Source organism: Streptomyces sp. PCS3-D2 (genome assembly GCF_000612545.2).
In the GTDB taxonomy this organism is placed as follows: domain Bacteria; phylum Actinomycetota; class Actinomycetes; order Streptomycetales; family Streptomycetaceae; genus Streptomyces.
In genome coordinates, this window is the sequence record NZ_CP097800.1 from 3,164,435 (window position 1) to 3,182,024 (window position 17,590).

The following is a 17,590-nucleotide window of genomic DNA, read 5'->3' on the forward strand; positions in this document are numbered from 1 at the left end:
CGCTCCTGGGGGCCTGATCCCTACCGTCGTAGGGTGGGTCATGGGGGTGCTCACGCCTCGAAGGAGGTCCAGTTCAGTGACCAGCCAGGTCAGCAGCCCAGCCGAGCAGGCCGACGGGGCCGGGGGTGCGGTTGTCGGTGGACAGCGCACTCCGGGCAGTCCGGACGGCAAGGAAGTACGGCGACTCGATCGGGTGATCATCCGGTTCGCGGGTGACTCCGGTGACGGCATGCAGCTCACCGGTGACCGGTTCACCTCGGAGACCGCGTCGTTCGGGAACGACCTGTCGACACTGCCGAACTTCCCGGCCGAGATCCGCGCCCCCGCCGGCACCCTGCCGGGCGTCTCCTCCTTCCAGCTCCACTTCGCCGACCACGACATCCTCACGCCGGGCGACGCCCCCAACGTGCTGGTGGCCATGAACCCCGCGGCGCTGAAGGCGAACATCGCCGACGTGCCGCGCGGCGCGGAGATCATCGTCAACACGGACGAGTTCACCAAGCGCCCCATGGCCAAGGTCGGATACGAGACCTCGCCGTTGGAGGACGGCTCGCTGGCCGCCTACAACCTGCACCCGGTGCCGCTGACCACGCTGACGGTGGAGGCGCTGAAGGACTTCGGGCTCTCCCGCAAGGAGGCCGAGCGCAGCAAGAACATGTTCGCGCTGGGCCTGCTGTCGTGGATGTACCACCGGCCGACGGAGGCCACGGAGAGCTTCCTGCGGCAGAAGTTCGCGAAGAAGCCCGAGATCGCCGAGGCGAACATCGTGGCCTTCCGCGCCGGTTGGAACTTCGGCGAGACGACCGAGGACTTCGCCGTCTCCTACGAGGTGGCACCCGCGACCCAGGCCTTCCCCACCGGCACCTACCGCAACATCTCCGGGAACCTGGCCCTCTCCTACGGCCTCATCGCCGCGAGCCAGCAGGCCGACCTGCCCCTGTACCTCGGCTCCTACCCGATCACCCCGGCCTCGGACATCCTGCACGAGCTGTCGAAGCACAAGAACTTCGGCGTGCGGACCTTCCAGGCCGAGGACGAGATCGCCGGCATCGGGGCGGCGCTCGGCGCCGCCTTCGGCGGGGCGCTCGGGGTCACCACCACCTCCGGGCCCGGTGTCGCGCTCAAGTCGGAGACGATCGGCCTGGCGGTCTCGCTGGAACTGCCGCTGCTCATCGTCGACATCCAGCGCGGCGGCCCGTCCACCGGCCTGCCGACCAAGACCGAGCAGGCGGACCTCCTCCAGGCCATGTACGGCCGCAACGGCGAGGCGCCGGTCCCGATCGTGGCGCCGAGGACTCCGGCGGACTGCTTCGACGCCGCCCTCGACGCGGCCCGGATCGCGCTGACCTACCGCACCCCGGTGTTCCTGCTGTCCGACGGCTACCTCGCCAACGGCTCGGAACCGTGGCGGATCCCGGAGGTCGCGGACCTGCCCGACCTGAAGGTCAAGTTCGCCACCGGCGCGAACCACACGCTCGCCGACGGCACCGAGGCCTTCTGGCCCTACAAGCGAGATCCGGAGACCCTGGCCCGCCCCTGGGCGGTCCCCGGAACCCCGGGCCTCGAACACCGCATCGGCGGCATCGAGAAGCAGGACGGCACGGGCAACATCTCCTACGACCCGGCCAACCACGACCTCATGGTCCGCACCCGCCAGGCCAAGGTCGACGGCATTGAGGTGCCCGACCTCGACGTCGACGACCCGGACGGCGCCACCACCCTGGTCCTCGGTTGGGGTTCCACCTACGGCCCCATCACCGCCGCGGTCCGCCGGCTCCGGGCGGCCGGACTCCCCGTCGCCCAGGCCCACCTGCGCCACCTCAACCCCTTCCCCGGGAATCTCGGCGAGGTCCTTCGGCGTTACCACAAGGTAGTGGTGCCGGAGATGAATCTCGGCCAGCTCGCCACCCTCATCCGCGCGAAATACCTGGTCGACGCCCAGTCGTACCACCAGGTGAACGGAATGCCCTTCAAGGCCGAGCAGCTCGCCAAGGTTCTCAAGGAGGCCATCGATGACTGAGGTGACCGAGGCGACCGACGGGGCGCGGACCCTGCTCTCGCTGGTACCGAAGGCCGAGGGCAAGCAGTCGATGAAGGACTTCAAGTCGGACCAGGAGGTCCGCTGGTGTCCCGGTTGCGGCGACTACGCCGTGCTCGCCGCCGTCCAGGGCTTCATGCCCGAGCTGGGGCTGGCGAAGGAGAACATCGTCTTCGTCTCCGGCATCGGATGCTCCTCCCGTTTCCCCTACTACATGAACACCTACGGGATGCACTCGATCCACGGCCGGGCGCCCGCCATCGCGACGGGCCTGTGCACCTCCCGGCGCGACCTGTCGGTGTGGGTCGTCACGGGGGACGGCGACGCCCTGTCCATCGGCGGCAACCACCTGATCCACGCCCTGCGCCGCAACGTCAACCTGAAGATCCTGCTCTTCAACAACCGGATCTACGGTCTGACCAAGGGCCAGTACTCCCCCACCTCCGAGGTCGGCAAGATCACCAAGTCGACGCCGATGGGCTCGCTGGACGCGCCCTTCAACCCGGTGTCGCTGGCGCTCGGCGCCGAGGCGTCGTTCGTCGCCCGCACCGTCGACTCCGACCGCAAGCACCTCACCGAGGTGTTGCGCCAGGCGGCCGACCACCAGGGCACGGCGCTCGTCGAGATCTACCAGAACTGCAACATCTTCAACGACGGCGCCTTCGAGGTCCTCAAGGACAAGGACCGGGCCCGCGAGGCGGTGATCAGGCTGGAGGACGGCCGGCCGATCCGGTTCGGCGCGGACGACGAGAAGGGCGTGGTGCGCAATCAGACCACCGGGGACCTGGAGGTGGTCGACGTGACCCCCGCCAACGAGGGGCGGGTCCTCGTCCACGACGCCCGAGCCGCCAGCCCCGCCACGGCGTTCGCGCTCTCCCGGCTCGCCGACCCGGACACCCTGCACCGGACCCCGATCGGGGTCTTCCGCAGTGTCGAACGACCGGTCTACGACACCCTGATGGCCGACCAGCTCGACGCGGCCGTCGACCGCAGCGGCAAGGGCGACCTGGGCGCACTGCTGAACGGCAGTGACACCTGGACCGTCGTCGGCTGACCGAACCACGCGGACGCGCCGAAGCCCGGACCCCCTCGACGGGTCCGGGCTTCGGCGCGTCCGCCCCCCGAGAGGTAAGCCCTCCCCCGGGAAGCGCTTTCAAAAAGAAAGCGCTTCCCGTAGGGTTGCGCTGTCGTCCATCGAGGAGAACAGTCATGAGCATCGTCGTCACCGCAGCCACCGGAGCCCTGGGCCGCCTCGTCGTCGAGGAACTGCTGGAACGGGTCCCCGCCGACCGCGTCGCCGTCGTCGTCCGCAGCGCGGAGAAGGCCTTCGACCTGGCCGCACGCGGGATCGACGTGCGCGTCGCCGACTACGACGACCCGGCCGCCCTGGCCGTCGCCTTCCGGCCCGGCGACCGGGTGCTGCTGATCTCCGGCAATGAGATCGGGCGGCGCGTCGCGCAGCACACCGCCGTGATCGCTGCCGCGAAGGCGGCGGGCGCGGCACAGCTGGCCTACACCGGCGTCCTCGGCGGCCCGGAGGCGGACTTCGAGCTGGCCTCGGAGCACACCGCCACCGAGCAGGCCGTCCTCGCCTCCGGACTCCCGTACACCTTCCTGCGCAACGGCTGGTACCACGAGAACTACACCCGCGACCTGCCGGCCGTGCTCGGGCACGGGGCGGTCCTGGCCAGCGCGGGCGAGGGGCGGGTCGCCTCGGCGGCGCGGGCCGACTACGCGGCGGCCGCCGCCGCGGTGCTCACCGGCGAGGGGCACCTGAACCGGATCTACGAACTCTCCGGCGACACCGCGTGGAGCCTCGCGGAGTACGCGGCCGAGGTCTCGGCACAGAGCGGCAAGGAGATCGCGTACAGCGAGGTCCCGGCCGACGAACACCTGCGGATCCTGACGGACGCCGGAGTGCCGGAGGGGTTCGCCGCGATCATCGTCGACGTGGACGCGGCGATCGCGCGCGGCCGGCTGGCCGGCACCGGCGGAGACCTCGCCCGGCTGATCGGGCGGCCGACGACCCCGGTCGCCCAGGCGATCGGGGCCGCGCTGGCCTGAACCCGCGGACTCCCGGCGGACTCCCCGGGGACTCCCGGCGGACGCGCCGCCGCGGCCCCGCGAGACGTCACACGGGATGTCATGAGTATCTCCCGATTACGGGCATGACATCCGGGCCCCGCGGCGCTAACGTCGTCAAAGTTGGCTGGAAGTCGCACAGGAGGCCCCGTGAAGGCACAGAACGAGCAGCGCGCGGGTTTGCTCTACGGATTCGGCGCTTACGGGATGTGGGGGCTGGTCCCCCTCTTCTGGCCGCTGCTGATGCCTGCCGGGGCCGTCGAGATCCTCGCCCACCGCATGACGTGGTCCCTGGCCGTGGTCGGCCTGGCACTGCTCGCAGTGCGCCGCTGGAGCTGGATACGCGAGCTGCTGAGCCGGCCGCGCAAGCTGGGTCTGACCGCGCTGGCCGCGTCCATCATCAGCGTGAACTGGGGCCTGTACATCTGGTCGGTCAACAACGGCCACGTCGTCGAGTCGAGCCTCGGCTACTTCATCAACCCGCTGGTGAGCATCGCCATGGGCGTGCTGGTCCTGGGTGAGCGGCTGCGGCGCGCGCAGTGGGTGGCCGTCGGCCTCAGCTTCGTCGCCGTGCTCGTCCTCGCCGTCGGCTACGGGCGGCCGCCGTGGATCTCGCTGGTCCTGGCCTGCTCGTTCGCGACCTACGGCCTGATCAAGAAAAAGCTCAACATGGGCGGGCTGGAGTCGCTGGCCGCCGAGACGGCCATGCTGTTCCTGCCGGCCCTCGGATACCTGCTGTGGCTGGGCGCCCAGGGCCGGTCCAGCTTCGCCTCCCAGGGCGTCGGCCACGCGCTGCTGCTGGCCGCCACCGGCCTGGTCACGGCGATCCCGCTGGTGCTCTTCGGGGCGGCCGCCATCCGCGTTCCGCTGTCCACCCTGGGACTGCTTCAGTACATGGCCCCGGTGTTCCAGTTCGGACTCGGCGTCCTGTACTTCCACGAGGCCATGCCGCCCGAGCGCTGGGCAGGCTTTTCCCTGGTGTGGGCCGCGCTGGCGATCCTGACCTGGGACGCCCTGCGGACCGCTCGGCGCTCCCGCGCCCGGCTGGAGACGGCTCCCGTGATCACCCCGGCGCCGACCCGCGAACCCGCGTAACGACCACACGACGGGCCCGCAACAGCAAACGCTCCGACCCCACGATCCCCGGCACGGACCCTCCGTACCGGGGATCGTCCGTTTTCCGAACTGCCCTGACCGAATTGAGGTCTTGACGGATAGTCATACTCTCGCTGACCATCAGGCTCGCACTTCCGCACTGACGCACTGACGCACTCACGCTCACCTGCTCTCTCGCTCGTTCCGTCATATCCCCAGCGGAATCCCGGAGCCCCCACATGAGCCTGTCCGTCTCCCGGCGCCTCGCTGCCGTGACCGCTCTCGCGGTTGCCGGCCTGTTCGCCTCCACCGCACCCGCCGCACTCGCCGCCCCCACGGCGGTCGCCGCGGCGCCGACCCCGCCCGACATCCCGCTGGCCAACGTCAAGGCCCACCTGTCGCAGCTGTCGACGATCGCCGCGAACAACGGCGGCAACCGCGCCCACGGCCGGGCCGGCTACAAGGCCTCGATCGACTACGTGAAGGCCAAGCTGGACGCGGCGGGCTTCACCACGACGCTGCAGACCTTCACCTCCAGCGGCGCCACCGGCTACAACCTGATCGCCGACTGGCCCGGCGGCGACCCGAACTCGGTCCTGATGTCCGGAGCGCACCTCGACTCCGTCACCTCGGGCGCGGGCATCAACGACAACGGCTCCGGCAGCGCGGCCGTCCTCGAAACCGCCCTCGCCGTCTCCCGGGCCGGGCTGCAGCCCACCAAGCACCTGCGTTTCGGCTGGTGGGGCGCGGAGGAGCTGGGCCTGGTCGGCTCGAAGTACTACGTCAACAACCTCCCGTCGGCCGAGCGGGCCAAGTTCGCCGGGTACCTGAACTTCGACATGATCGGCTCGCCGAACCCCGGCTACTTCGTCTACGACGACGACCCGACGATCGAGCAGACCTTCAAGAACTACTTCGCCGGCCTCGGCGTGCCGACCGAAATCGAGACCGAGGGCGACGGCCGCTCCGACCACGCCTCCTTCAAGAACGTGGGCATACCGGTCGGTGGCCTGTTCACCGGGGCCAGCCGCACCAAGACCTCCGCGCAGGCCCAGAAGTGGGGCGGCACCGCAGGGCAGGCCTTCGACCGCTGCTACCACTCCTCGTGCGACAACACCGCCAACATCAACGACACCGCCCTGGACCGCAACGCGGACGCCATCGCCTACGCGATATGGAACCTGGGCGCGTCGACCCCGGTTCCGCCCGGCCCGTCCTTCGAGAACACGACGGACGTGAACATCCCTGACTCCCCCGCCCCGGCGGTCAACTCGCCGATCACGGTCTCCGGAGTCCCCGGCAACGCCCCCGCCACCACCAAGGTGGACGTGAACATCGTCCACACCTACCGCGGTGACCTGGTGGTCGACCTGGTCGCCCCGGACGGCTCGGTCTACAACCTGCACAACCGCACCGGCGGCAGCGCCGACAACATCGTGGGGTCCTACACCGTCAACGCCTCCAGCGAGGTGGCGAACGGAACGTGGAACCTCCGGGTCAGGGACGCGGCCGCACTGGACGTCGGCTACATCAACAGCTGGAAGATCACCTTCTAGGGCGTTCCAGGGGATTCCGGGAGGTTCCAGGACCTTCCGGAGCCCTGCAGGACCCTCCGGGCGACCGGCGGTCCCGCCGCGCTCTGGGCTCCGGCGCGATCCACCCGGACCGCGCCGGAGCTCAGCCGTCCTCGGCGCGGGCCGGTGACGAGGCCTCCAGCGGCTCCCTCATCCGGGCCCGCAGCTCCTCGGCCACAGCCGCGACGTCCGCGCGGCCCAGCTTCGCCGCCTCGACCAGGTCGCCGAGTTCCTCCGGCGAGGGCAGCTTCGCGGCTCCGGCCACGCGCAGGTACGAGCGGGTCGCCGCGGCCGCGTAGAACTCGTTCATCGGCGATTCCAGCGCCGGGCAGACCGCCAGGGTGTGCAGGAACGCGGCGGCCCGCCACGCGGTGTCCGGGGCGGGCTGTTCTGGTACCAGGACCAGGTCGTTCTGGTGCCGGGCGACCGCGGCGGCCACCCCGGAGGGATCCCACACCGCGGGATCTGACGGGAGATGGTGGGCCAGAGCGGTCCAGGCCCACTCCATGGTGATCTTCAATTGCCGAACCGCTCCTGGAAGTAGCCCCAGTGATCGGCGAACTCCTCAATGCCGGAGAGGAAGTTCTTCCGGTCCTCGTCGAGCTCGCGTTCGGTGACCTCGGTGATCAGCGCGGTGACCGTCGTCCCCAGCGCCGCCGCACGCGCCTTGAGGCGCTCGTGGAACTCTTCGTTCAGGCGGATGGTGACGTGTCTCGACATGCCCAACACCGTACAGCGGAGGCGCTGTACGCGCAGCACCAACGACGCGAGGGTGGGCAGGGACACAGTCCCTGCCCACCCTCGGCCGCACCTCCCGGGACGGCTACTTGTCGGCGTCGGCCGCCTTCACCAGCGCGTCCTTGGTGACGGCGCCGGCGTAGACCTTGCCGTTGTCGGTGACCAGGACGTTGAACAGGCGGGTCGACATGACCCGGCCCTCACCGAAGCCGCCGCTGACCTTGTCCCCGAGGGAGTCGAGGAACTGCCGGGCCTCCTTCGGGGCGTTCTTGTCGTTCTCCAGGTCCTTCAGGCTCCTGCCCGAACCCGAATCGATCCGTGCGATGGTGGCCCAGCCCTCGCCGAGCACCTTCACGTCGCCCTGGCCGGCCGGACCGCCGACCAGTCCGTCCAGGCCCGGGAAGGACTCCAGCGCCTTGGACGCGCCGTCCTTGTCACCCTTGCCGTGTCCGTCCACGCCCTCGGTCACCTTGGCACCCTTGGGCGGGGTGAAGGAGAAGGTGTCGGCGGACGGCTTGGCGAAGTCCACCTTGGTGAAGCCGGCGTCCACGATCGGCTTGCCGCCCTGGGACGAGAGCAGCTGCACGCGCAGCGGCACGCCGTTCCTGGCGTCCACCGCGATCTGCACCGATCCGACGGTCGAGCCGGCCTGCTTGGGCTTGAGCACCAGCTGGTAGGCGTCCCGCCCGGCCACCTGGGCGGTCTCGCCGACGCTCACGTCCGTGGTGGGACCGGCGGCCGCGAGGATCTCCTCGGCCAGCTTCTGCGGGGAGGCGTTGAGCCGGTCGCCGGTCTTGTGCTCCTTGCCCGTCCCCTTGCCGGCCGTCTTGTCCGACGGGGATGCCTTCTCGTGGAAGACCTCGTTGGACTTGGAGTCGTAGCCCCACACGTCGTCGCCGTTGTGGATGAGGCTGTACTCGTCCTTGCCGTCCAGGAAGGTGAGCTTCTGGCGGTCCTCGCCGTCGGCCGCGACCCGCAGGGTGTGCGTGCCGCTCGCCAGCTGCGCGACCTTGTCCCCCGGGTCGGCGGAGCCGCCCGTGACCCCGCCGCCGCCCAACAGGCCGGACGCGATCTTCGGCAGGCCCAGGTCGGTGCTGATCCTCGCCGTACCCGACAGCTGCTCCACCTGCGAGGCGGCGACCTTCTCGATCAGCTGCTGCGCCGTGACCTCGGGCAGGTCGGGCCCGCCGGCGTTGGCGAAGGCCGGGACCATCGCCACGGTCGCCGCGGCGACACCCGCCACCGCGACCGGTACGGCGTACCGGGCGGCCTTGCGAGAAGTCTTCGTGTTCGCTGCCATGTCAGTGCCCTGCCCTCTGTGTCGACGGCGGCGATCCGCATGTCGCCGCGCTCACCCGATCTGGTGGGGTTGATGACTCCATCTGACCAAATCGGCGACGTCGGGGCGTCAGTCCCCGGAAGCAACCGTACGTACGACCGTGGGATGACACGGAACGGGCCCTCTTCCCCCGACCCGTAGGGGTCGGCGGGCGGAGGGCCCGTGCGGTGCCGTCGGACGCGACCGCCCGCCGTGGGCGGTCAGCCGGCGCGGTGCACCACCGCGTCGCACAGCTCCTCCAGAGCCGCCTTCGCGAAGCACTCGGGCAGCGGCGCGAGCGTGGCCCGTGCCTCCTGCGCGTAGCGGACCGTGTCGCGGCGGGCCTGCTCCAGGGCCGGGTGCGCCCGCAGTCGGGTGAGCGCCTCGGCGTGGCGGGCGTCGTCGGTCAGGTCGCCGTCGAGCAGTTCGACGAGCTCCAGGTCCTCCGGCCGGCCGTCCCGCGCGGCCATCTCGCGCAGCCGGAGCACGGGCAGCGTCGGGATGCCCTCGCGCAGGTCGGTGCCCGGGGTCTTGCCGGACTCGTGGGTGTCGGAGGCGATGTCGAGGACGTCGTCGGCGAGCTGGAAGGCGGTGCCGAGGCGCTCCCCGTACTGGGTCAGGATGTCGACGACCGACTCGTCGGCGCCGGACATCAGTGCGCCGAAGCGGCCGGAGACCGCGATCAGCGAGCCGGTCTTGCCGGCGATGACGTCGAGGTAGTGGGCGACGGGGTCACGGCCGTCCCGCGGGCCGGCCGTCTCCAGGATCTGGCCCGTCACGAGCCGCTCGAAGGCCTCGGCCTGGATGCGCACGGCCTCCGGCCCGAGGTCGGCCAGGATGTGCGATGCACGGGCGAAGAGGAAGTCACCCGTGAGGACGGCCACCGAGTTGCCCCAGCGGGCGTTGGCGCTCGCCACACCGCGGCGCACGTCCGCCTCGTCCATGACGTCGTCGTGGTAGAGCGTCGCCAGGTGGGTGAGCTCGACGACCACGGCGGACGGCACGACGCCGGGCGCGTAGGGGTCGCCGAAACGGGACGCCAGCATGACGAGCAGCGGCCGGAACCGCTTGCCTCCGGCCCGGACGAGGTGCTGTGCGGCCTCGGTGATGAAGGGGACTTCGCTCTTGGTGGCTTCCAGCAGACCCGCCTCGACGGCGGCCAGTCCGGCCTGGACATCGGTCTCAAGAGCCTGGTCCCGCACGCTCAGTCCGAACGGCCCGACGACGGTCACGAGGGGTACTCCTGTCTGCTGACGATCACGCTGACGATCACATGGATTGTCGATGTGTCGCTGCCATCACTCAAGCCAGCGTATCGGGTCTGTTTTCGATCACCGAGAGGGCCTTCCCGGCCACCCTCCCCACACTGCCCGATGCGCACCGGTATGTTCTGGAGGAGCCGGAACAACCGGAGAGTGCGTTTTGCCCAGAACTGCGGCCGAGGCGAATGGTGGCAGAACCCGATGATCATCCGCACCGAGTTCCCGTACGGAACCACCCACGAGGATGTCCGGATCCCGCTCCCGGACGGGGTGGAGCTGTACGCCCGGATCTGGCGCCCGGCGACCGGCGAACCCGTCCCGGCCCTGCTGGAGTATCTCCCCCACCGGCTCACCGACCGGACCGCGCCGCGCGACTGGCAGCGCCACCCGTGGTACGCGGGGCACGGCTACGCCTCCGTACGCGTGGACGTGCGCGGGCACGGGTGCAGCGGCGGCCTGCCCGGCGACGCGTGCGACGCCCGTGAGCTCGCGGACGGGGTCGCGGTGGTGGAGTGGCTGGCGGCCCAGGAATGGTGCACGGGTTCGGTGGGGATGTTCGGGGTCTCCTGGGGCGGGCTGAACTCCCTCCAGCTGGCCGCTCTCGCCCCCGAGGCCCTGAAGGCCGTCATCACCGTCTGCGCGACCGACGACCGCTTCGACAACGACGCGCACTACATGGGCGGCTCGGTGCTCGCCGTGGACATGCACGCGCGGGCGGCGGCCCTGCTGGCCCTCTCCTCGCGGCCGCCGGACCCGCAGTACGCCGGCGACGGCTGGCGCGGGCAGTGGCTGGAGCGGCTGGAGGCGGTGGAACCGCTGATCCACACCTGGCTCTCGCACCAGACCCGCGACGCCTACTGGCGCCACGGCAGCATCCGCGAGGACTACGGCGCGATCGACGCGGCCGTGCTCGCGGTCGGCGGCTGGCACGACCCCTACCGGGACACCGTGCTGCGGCTGGTCCAGCACCTGCCGTCGGCGCGCGTACGGGGCCTGATCGGACCCTGGCCGCACCAGTACCCGGACCGCGGGCGGGCGCCGGGACCGGCCATCGGCTTCCTCCAGGAGACCCTGCGCTGGTGGGACCACTGGCTGAAGGGGGCCGACAACGGCGTGATGGACGAACCGCTGCTGCGTGCCTGGATCAGCGAAGCGCACCCGCCCGCGACCGTGTACGAGGAGCTGCCGGGACGCTGGGTCGGCGAGGGGTCCTGGCCCTCGGCGGGGGTGGTCCCCGTGCCGTACGCGTTCCGGGGCGCACCGGTGACCGTGGCCTCCCCGCAGCACACCGGGCTGGACGCGGGGCGCTTCCGGCCCCGCGGCAACGACGCCGACCTTCCGCCGGACCAGCGCGATGAGGACGCGAAATCGGCCTGCTTCGAGTTCCCGGTGGGCGGCGGCGAGCCGGTGGAGATCCTGGGCCGGCCGTCGGTGACCCTGCGACTGCGGCTCGACGTGCCGTACGGGCAGGTGGTGGCCCGGCTGTGCGACGTCGCCCCGGACGGCTCCTCGACGCTGGTCACACGGGGCGCGCTGAACCTGTCCGCCCGCCAGGGCCGGGACCGGGCCGTCCCCTGGCCGGTGGGGTCGTACGAGGACGTGACCTTCGAGCTGAACGGCATCGGCCACGCCTTCCCGCCGGGGCACCGGATCCGCCTCGCGGTGTCCTCCGCGTACTGGCCGTGGATCTGGCCGCGAGCCGGGTCGGAGGCCGGCTGGACACTGGACCCGGCGGGCAGTTCGGTGACCCTGCCGGTCCGGGCGGCCTCCCCGGCCGGGGACGAAGGGATCGTCTTCGAGCTCCCGGAACAGGCGGAGCCGCTCGGCGTCTCCTTCCCGGCCACCCTGGACGAGCCGCGCCCGGAGCGGCTCGTCGTACGGGACGTGGCGCGCGGGACCTGGCGGCTGGAAGTGGATCCGCGCTGCGGGGGCACCCGGGTCCACCCGGACGGCCTGGAGTACGGCGAGGACGCCACTGAGGTGTACGAAATCCAGGACGGGGACCCGCTGTCGGCCCGGACCCGCTCGCAGTGGCGGATCCGGCTCCACCGGCCGGAACGGGGCTGGGACGCGCGAGTGGAGACCACCTCGGAGATCCGCTGCGACGAGGGCGGCTTCGTGACGTCGGACGAACTGGTCTGCCGGGAGGGCGAGGAGGTGGTCTTCCACCGCTCGTGGGAACGCCGCCTTCCGCGCGCGGCGGGCTGACCGGGTCCGCGGTGGCGGTTAGCCGAACAGCCGCTCCAGGACCACCGCGATGCCGTCGGCCTCGTTGGACAGGGTCAGCTCGTCGGCCACCGCGACCAGTTCCGGGTGGGAGTTGGCCATGGCCACCCCCCAGGCCGCCCATGCGAACATCGGGACGTCGTTCGGCATGTCGCCGAAGGCGATCGTCCGGGTGGCGCAGATGCCCAGGACGTCGGCCGCCCGGGCCAGGCCATGGGCCTTGTCGATGCCCGGCGGCTGGAGTTCCACCGTGTGCTCGCCCGCCATCGTGACGTTCACCAGGTCCCCGACCACCGAGCGGGCCACCCGCGTCAGCTCGTCGTCGTCCAGTTCCGGGTGCTGGAGCAGCACCTTGTTGATCGGTGCCGACCACAGGTCGGAACGCCGGGCCACCCGGACCGTCGGCAGGTGCGGGTGCCACATCCGGTAGCCCGGGCCCATCAGCATCTCCGCGTCCAGGCCCTCCTGGTTGACCGCCGCGTAGACCTCGCCGATCTCCGCCTCGATCTTGCCGAGGGCCACCTCCGCCAGCTCGCGGTCCATGGAAACGGCGTGCAGCAGTCGGCCGCGCGCCGCGTCGTACACCTGCGCCCCCTGGGCGCACACCGCGAGCCCCGTGTAATCCAGTCCGTCGAAAACGTGTCGCACCTGGGGGACGGGGCGACCGGTGACGATGATGTGCCGGGCACCGGCGGCACGGGCCGCCGCGAGCGCCCCGCGGGAACGGGCCGAGACGCCGTCGCCGGCACGCAGCAGGGTCCCGTCCAGGTCAGTGGCGATCAAGGCATAGGGGAGGGCCGGAAGAGGCGCGGAAGTCACGGCGCCAAGGATACGGACCCCTGTGGACAAGTCCTACAAATAGGGCGCGAAACCGGCCTCCCACGCGCCCCCTCGGCCACGTGACGCACTGCGGAGTCGACGATCCGGTTCTGAGCACGACAGGTCGCCGCCACCGCCCGGCACCTTCCCGCTTCGACGCGCGGCGCCGGAACCCTTGTCCAGGCGCCCGACCTTACGGCCTGAACCCGGCAACTCGCACTCGAAGATCAGATAGGACCATCATTGGCGGTATCTGCCCATTCCAGCCTTCCCCTGTGTGTTTCATATCCGACTGAGGGCCCGAGCTTTCCCACGGGATCCTGGGTAGCGTGTGCCGCACGGTGTTTCCCGGGACACCCCCGGACCGCGTCGAAAGCGAGGCAGTACCCCATGCCCCAGCAGAGCCCCCTCGATGTCCCCGAGGGCGACCCGTTCGGGCCGCACAACCTCCCCTACGGCGTCTTCTCGACCGCCGGCGAGGACCGCCGGCGGATCGGCGTGCGCATCGGCGGGCACGTGCTGGACGCGGGGGCGGCAGCGATCGCGCTCGGCTCCCCGTACGCCGGGCTGCTCGGCGCGCCCTCCCTCAACCCGCTGCTGGCCGCCGGGCGCACCGCCTGGCGCGACGTGCGGCGCGCCCTGACCGCCTGGGTCACCGACCCCGGCCACCGCCCCACCGTCGAGCCCCACCTGCTGCCCCTGGACGGGGTCACGCTGCACCTGCCGTACGAGGTCGCCGACTACGTCGACTTCTACGCCAGCGAGCACCACGCCACCAACGTCGGCATGATGTTCCGCCCCGACGGCGACGCGCTGACGCCCAACTGGAAGCACCTGCCCATCGGTTACCACGGCCGCTCCGGCACCGTCGTGGTCTCCGGGACCGACGTCGTGCGGCCCTCCGGGCAGCGCAAGGCGCCCGCCGACCCGGCCCCCGTCTTCGGCCCGTCCGTCAAGCTCGACATCGAGGCCGAGGTCGGGTTCGTCGTCGGCACGCCGTCCGCGCAGGGCAGCCCGGTCCCGCTGGGCGCGTTCGAGGACCACGTCTTCGGTCTCTTCCTGCTCAACGACTGGTCGGCGCGGGACATCCAGGCCTGGGAGTACGTACCGCTCGGCCCCTTCCTCGGCAAGTCCTTCGCCACCTCCGTCTCCGCCTGGGTCACCCCGCTGGAGGCGCTCGACGCCGCCCGCGTCGCCCCGCCCGCCCGGGACTTCCCGCTCCTGCCCTACCTGGACGACGCCGCGGTCGACCGCCCCGGCGGCTTCGACCTGCGCATCACCGTCGCCCTCAACGGCCAGGAGGTGGCGCAGCCGCCGTTCGCGACGATGTACTGGACCGCCGCCCAGCAGCTCGCGCACATGACCGTCAACGGCGCCTCCCTGCGCACCGGTGACGTCTTCGGCTCGGGCACGGTCAGCGGCCCCGAGGTCGGCCAGCGCGGCTCGCTGCTGGAGCTCACCTGGAACGGCCGCGACGCCATCGAGCTCGCCGACGGCAAGCGCACCTTCCTGGAGGACGGCGACACCGTCACCCTCACCGCCTGGGCCCCCGGCCCGGACGGCACGCGCGTCGGCCTCGGCGAGGTCACCGGCCGCATCGTGGGCGCCGCGTAGCGCCCCTCCGCGCCCCCAGCGCCCCCCAGCGCCCCCGCGCCTCCGAACGGCCAGCCCCCCGTTCGGAGGCGCGCCGCGTGCGGCGGGCGGGGCGGGCCGGGATGGTGGACGGACGACCGGAAGCGGGAACCCGTACCCCGTACCCCCACCGCGAGGAGCCGCCGCCATGACCGTACTCAGCCCGAGGACCCTCGTCACCTGCGCGGCCGCCGTGGCCCTCGGCCTGACCGCCGTGGCCCCGGCCCACGGGGTCGAGGGGCCCGCGCCCGACCCGCGCGACGCGAAGGCCATGCGGGACTTGGCGACGGCGATCGCGGCGACGGCCAAGTACGCGGACGAGCGGGAGGCCATCAAGGACGGGTACGTCCCGCACGGCGAGGAGTGCATGACGAACCCCTTCGGGGTGGGCGCCATGAACTACCACTACGTCAAGCAGGCCAACTGGGGTTCGAAGGACCCCGCGAGGCCCACCGCGCTGCTCTACAGCCGGGAGAAGGACCGAAACGGCCGCCGCAAGCTGGAGACGGTGGAATGGATGGCCACCGACCGGGACCAGGACCTGAAGACCGACGACGACCGGCCGAGCATGTTCGGCCTGCCCTTCGACGGCCCCATGCCGGGCCACTGGGCCGGCATGCCCAAGCACTACGACCTGCACCTGTGGGCGTACAAGGAGAACCCGGCCGGCCGCTTCCACAACTGGAACCCGGCCCTGACCTGCCCGAAGAAGGCCCCCACCCCGGGCAAGCCGGCGGCCGCCCACGCGCACGGCCACTAGGTTCGTCAAGCGCCCCCGGCATATGACTCACTCGTGAGTGCGGCCCTGCCTGAGAACTCCGGCGATACGGCGAACGCGCCCGCGAGACTCTGCCCCGTGGGAGCACTGATGAGCGTCGAACCGGCAGCTCCGCAGCCTGAGCCGGAGCCGGGACCCCGTCGGCCCGTCCCGCCCTCGGGTGGCAGCTGCGGTCGGCGGCCCCTGCCGACTTCGAGGTCTTCCGCGAGTTCACGATCAAGCCGTTGACGTGCGCCAGGGCCGGGATCGTCCACTTCTGGCGGGTCGAGAACGAGGACGGACGCGCCGTGGTCCACGTCTACGCGTTGGATCCCGCCACGGCCCAGGGCCCGGCTCCCCCGAAGGGGGGGCCGGGCCCTGGTCGGTGCGGCGGTCCGGTCAGCGGACGAAGGTGCTCGCCTGCCCCGCCAGCTCCAGGAAGTACTGCGGCGCCAGGCCCAGGACCAGGGTGACGGCGACGCCCACCGCGATGGTCGTCATCGTCAGCGGCGAGGGGACGGCCACCGTCGGACCGTCGGCCTTCGGCTCGCTGAAGAACATCAGGACGATCACGCGGATGTAGAAGAAGGCGGCGATCGCGGACGACAGGACACCGATCACGACCAGCGGCCCCGCGCCGCCCTCCGCCGCCGCGCTGAACACGGCGAACTTCCCGGTGAAGCCGGACGTCAGCGGGATGCCGGCGAAGGCGAGCAGGAACACCGCGAAGACGGCCGCGGTCAGCGGCGAACGCCGGCCCAGACCGGCCCACTTGGACAGGTGCGTCGCCTCGCCGCCCGCGTCGCGCACCAGCGTGACCACGGCGAACGCGCCGATCGTCACGAAGGAGTAGGCGGCCAGGTAGAAGAGGACGGACTGGATGCCCTCCGCCGACGTCGCGATCACACCGGCCAGGATGAAGCCGGCGTGCGCGACGGAGGAGTACGCCAGCAGCCGCTTGACGTCGGTCTGGGTCACGGCGATCACCGCGCCCGCCAACATCGTGACGATGGCCACCCCCCACATCACCGGACGCCAGTCCCAGCGCAGCCCCGGCAGGACCACGTACAGCAGCCGCAGCAGGGCGCCGAAGGCGGCCACCTTCGTCGCCGCCGCCATGAAGCCGGTGACCGGGGTGGGAGCGCCCTGGTAGACGTCCGGGGTCCACATGTGGAAGGGCGCCGCGCCGACCTTGAAGAGCAGGCCCGTCAGGATCAGCGCACCGCCCATCAGCAGCAGCACGTCGTTGCCCATGGTGCCGGCCAGGGCCGGGTCGATCGTCGTGACCGTGCCGTCGACCACGTCGGCGATCACCGCGTACGACATGGAGCCGGCGTAGCCGTAGAGCAGGGCGATGCCGAAGAGGAGGAAGGCGGAGGCGAAGGCACCCAGCAGGAAGTACTTCACCGCGGCCTCCTGCGACATCAGCCGCTGGCGGCGGGCGACGGCGCAGAGCAGGTACAGCGGGAGGGAGAAGACCTCCAGGGCGATGAACAGCGTCAGCAGGTCGTTGGCCGCCGGGAAGATCAGCATTCCGGCGATCGCGAACAGGGCCAGCGGGAAGACCTCGGTGGTGGTGAAGCCCGCCTTGACCGCGGCCTTCTCGCTGTCGCTGCCGGGTACCGACGCCGCCTGCGCGGCGAAGGAGTCCACCCGGTTGCCGTGCGCGGCCGGGTCCAGGCGCCGCTCGGCGAAGGTGAAGACCGCGACGACCGAGGCCAGCAGGATGGTGCCCTGGAGGAAGAGCGCGGGACCGTCCACGGCGATGGCGCCCATCGCGGCGATGTGCGCCTTGGTCGAGCCGTACCCGCCGGCCGCGAGGCCGACCACCGCGGCGAAGGCCGAGGCCAGCGCGGCGAGGGTGAGGAAGACCTGCACGTAGTACCGGGACCTGCGGGGCACGAAGGCCTCCACGAGGATCCCGACGACCGCCGCGCCCACCACGATCAGCGTGGGAGCGAGCTGCGCGTACTCGATCGTCGGTGCCGGGATCCGGTCGGCCGGCGCGTCGGCCGCCAGTGTCCACAGGCTGTGGGCGGAAGTCAGTGC

General features: G+C 71.3%; 14 protein-coding genes. 8 read left to right on the forward strand and 6 right to left on the reverse strand.

Translation table 11 applies throughout. The features are described from left to right. The first annotated feature begins 76 nt into the window (after window positions 1–76). From AW27_RS13480 to AW27_RS13500, 5 genes are all read left to right on the forward strand, one after another. Complete coding sequence (locus AW27_RS13480) at window positions 77–2,020, forward strand: 2-oxoacid:acceptor oxidoreductase subunit alpha (protein WP_037918868.1); 1,944 nt, start codon at window positions 77–79, stop codon at window positions 2,018–2,020. Continuing rightward, the gene (locus AW27_RS13485; RefSeq protein ID WP_037918866.1) at window positions 2,013–3,092 is read left to right on the forward strand and encodes a 2-oxoacid:ferredoxin oxidoreductase subunit beta; all 1,080 of its coding nucleotides are present in this window, start codon (window positions 2,013–2,015) and stop codon (window positions 3,090–3,092) included. Before AW27_RS13480 ends, AW27_RS13485 begins: the two co-directional genes overlap by 8 nt. Before the next feature lie 155 nt (window positions 3,093–3,247). Then, entirely contained in the window at window positions 3,248–4,102 is an 855-nt protein-coding gene (locus tag AW27_RS13490; protein WP_037918864.1) for an NAD(P)H-binding protein, read from the forward strand. A gap of 168 nt (window positions 4,103–4,270) precedes the next feature. Next, complete coding sequence (rarD, locus tag AW27_RS13495) at window positions 4,271–5,215, forward strand: EamA family transporter RarD (RefSeq protein WP_037918862.1); 945 nt, start codon at window positions 4,271–4,273, stop codon at window positions 5,213–5,215. A 239-nt stretch (window positions 5,216–5,454) separates the two neighbouring features. Continuing rightward, window positions 5,455–6,771 (forward strand): M28 family metallopeptidase, encoded by a 1,317-nt coding sequence (locus tag AW27_RS13500; protein WP_037918860.1) that lies wholly within the window; start codon window positions 5,455–5,457, stop codon window positions 6,769–6,771. A 121-nt stretch (window positions 6,772–6,892) separates the two neighbouring features. On the opposite strand, the gene AW27_RS13505 is transcribed toward AW27_RS13500, so the two are convergent. The 4 genes from AW27_RS13505 to AW27_RS13520 all read right to left on the reverse strand — a co-directional run bounded on the left by AW27_RS13505 (window position 6,893) and on the right by AW27_RS13520 (window position 10,077). Beyond that, the gene (locus tag AW27_RS13505) at window positions 6,893–7,309 is read right to left on the reverse strand and encodes a hypothetical protein (RefSeq protein WP_236647541.1); all 417 of its coding nucleotides are present in this window, start codon (window positions 7,307–7,309) and stop codon (window positions 6,893–6,895) included. Beyond that, a complete protein-coding gene (locus AW27_RS13510) occupies window positions 7,306–7,509 on the reverse strand; it encodes a hypothetical protein (RefSeq protein ID WP_236647540.1) in 204 nt (67 codons plus the stop codon). The genes AW27_RS13505 and AW27_RS13510 overlap by 4 nt, the downstream gene beginning before the upstream one ends. A gap of 103 nt (window positions 7,510–7,612) precedes the next feature. Beyond that, complete coding sequence (locus AW27_RS13515; RefSeq protein ID WP_037918857.1) at window positions 7,613–8,827, reverse strand: LolA family protein; 1,215 nt, start codon at window positions 8,825–8,827, stop codon at window positions 7,613–7,615. A 239-nt stretch (window positions 8,828–9,066) separates the two neighbouring features. Next, a complete protein-coding gene (locus AW27_RS13520; RefSeq protein WP_037918855.1) occupies window positions 9,067–10,077 on the reverse strand; it encodes a polyprenyl synthetase family protein in 1,011 nt (336 codons plus the stop codon). A gap of 231 nt (window positions 10,078–10,308) precedes the next feature. Here AW27_RS13520 and AW27_RS13525 point away from each other — a divergent pair, with 231 nt between their 5' ends. Further along, window positions 10,309–12,315, forward strand: a complete 2,007-nt coding sequence (locus tag AW27_RS13525; protein WP_037918853.1) for a CocE/NonD family hydrolase — start codon at window positions 10,309–10,311, stop codon at window positions 12,313–12,315. Between the two features lie 18 nt (window positions 12,316–12,333). On the opposite strand, the gene AW27_RS13530 is transcribed toward AW27_RS13525, so the two are convergent. Next, the gene (locus AW27_RS13530; protein WP_037918852.1) at window positions 12,334–13,152 is read right to left on the reverse strand and encodes an HAD family hydrolase; all 819 of its coding nucleotides are present in this window, start codon (window positions 13,150–13,152) and stop codon (window positions 12,334–12,336) included. A gap of 390 nt (window positions 13,153–13,542) precedes the next feature. On the opposite strand from AW27_RS13530, the gene fahA reads away from it, so the two are divergent. Both fahA and AW27_RS13540 read left to right on the forward strand, forming a co-directional pair. Then, window positions 13,543–14,766 carry a fumarylacetoacetase gene (gene fahA / locus AW27_RS13535; RefSeq protein WP_037918851.1) on the forward strand — a complete coding sequence of 408 codons (1,224 nt, stop codon included), beginning with the start codon at window positions 13,543–13,545 and terminating at the stop codon, window positions 14,764–14,766. A gap of 166 nt (window positions 14,767–14,932) precedes the next feature. Next, window positions 14,933–15,544 (forward strand): hypothetical protein, encoded by a 612-nt coding sequence (locus tag AW27_RS13540; RefSeq protein WP_037918850.1) that lies wholly within the window; start codon window positions 14,933–14,935, stop codon window positions 15,542–15,544. A gap of 396 nt (window positions 15,545–15,940) precedes the next feature. Here AW27_RS13540 and nuoN read toward each other — a convergent pair whose 3' ends face one another. Further along, window positions 15,941–17,587 (reverse strand): NADH-quinone oxidoreductase subunit NuoN, encoded by a 1,647-nt coding sequence (gene nuoN, locus AW27_RS13545; protein WP_370466682.1) that lies wholly within the window; start codon window positions 17,585–17,587, stop codon window positions 15,941–15,943. Window positions 17,588–17,590: the final 3 nt, after the last annotated feature.

Excerpts from the sequence above, each read along its gene's own strand:
- AW27_RS13485 (WP_037918866.1), top strand. The coding sequence starts at position 2,013 with ATGACTGAGGTGACCGAGGCGACCGACGGGGCGCGGACCCTGCTCTCG.
- AW27_RS13490 (WP_037918864.1), top strand. The coding sequence starts at position 3,248 with ATGAGCATCGTCGTCACCGCAGCCACCGGAGCCCTGGGCCGCCTCGTC.
- AW27_RS13500 (WP_037918860.1), top strand. The coding sequence starts at position 5,455 with ATGAGCCTGTCCGTCTCCCGGCGCCTCGCTGCCGTGACCGCTCTCGCG.
- AW27_RS13510 (WP_236647540.1), bottom strand. The coding sequence starts at position 7,509 with ATGTCGAGACACGTCACCATCCGCCTGAACGAAGAGTTCCACGAGCGC.
- AW27_RS13515 (WP_037918857.1), bottom strand. The coding sequence starts at position 8,827 with ATGGCAGCGAACACGAAGACTTCTCGCAAGGCCGCCCGGTACGCCGTA.
- AW27_RS13525 (WP_037918853.1), top strand. The coding sequence starts at position 10,309 with ATGATCATCCGCACCGAGTTCCCGTACGGAACCACCCACGAGGATGTC.
- fahA (WP_037918851.1), top strand. The coding sequence starts at position 13,543 with ATGCCCCAGCAGAGCCCCCTCGATGTCCCCGAGGGCGACCCGTTCGGG.
- AW27_RS13540 (WP_037918850.1), top strand. The coding sequence starts at position 14,933 with ATGACCGTACTCAGCCCGAGGACCCTCGTCACCTGCGCGGCCGCCGTG.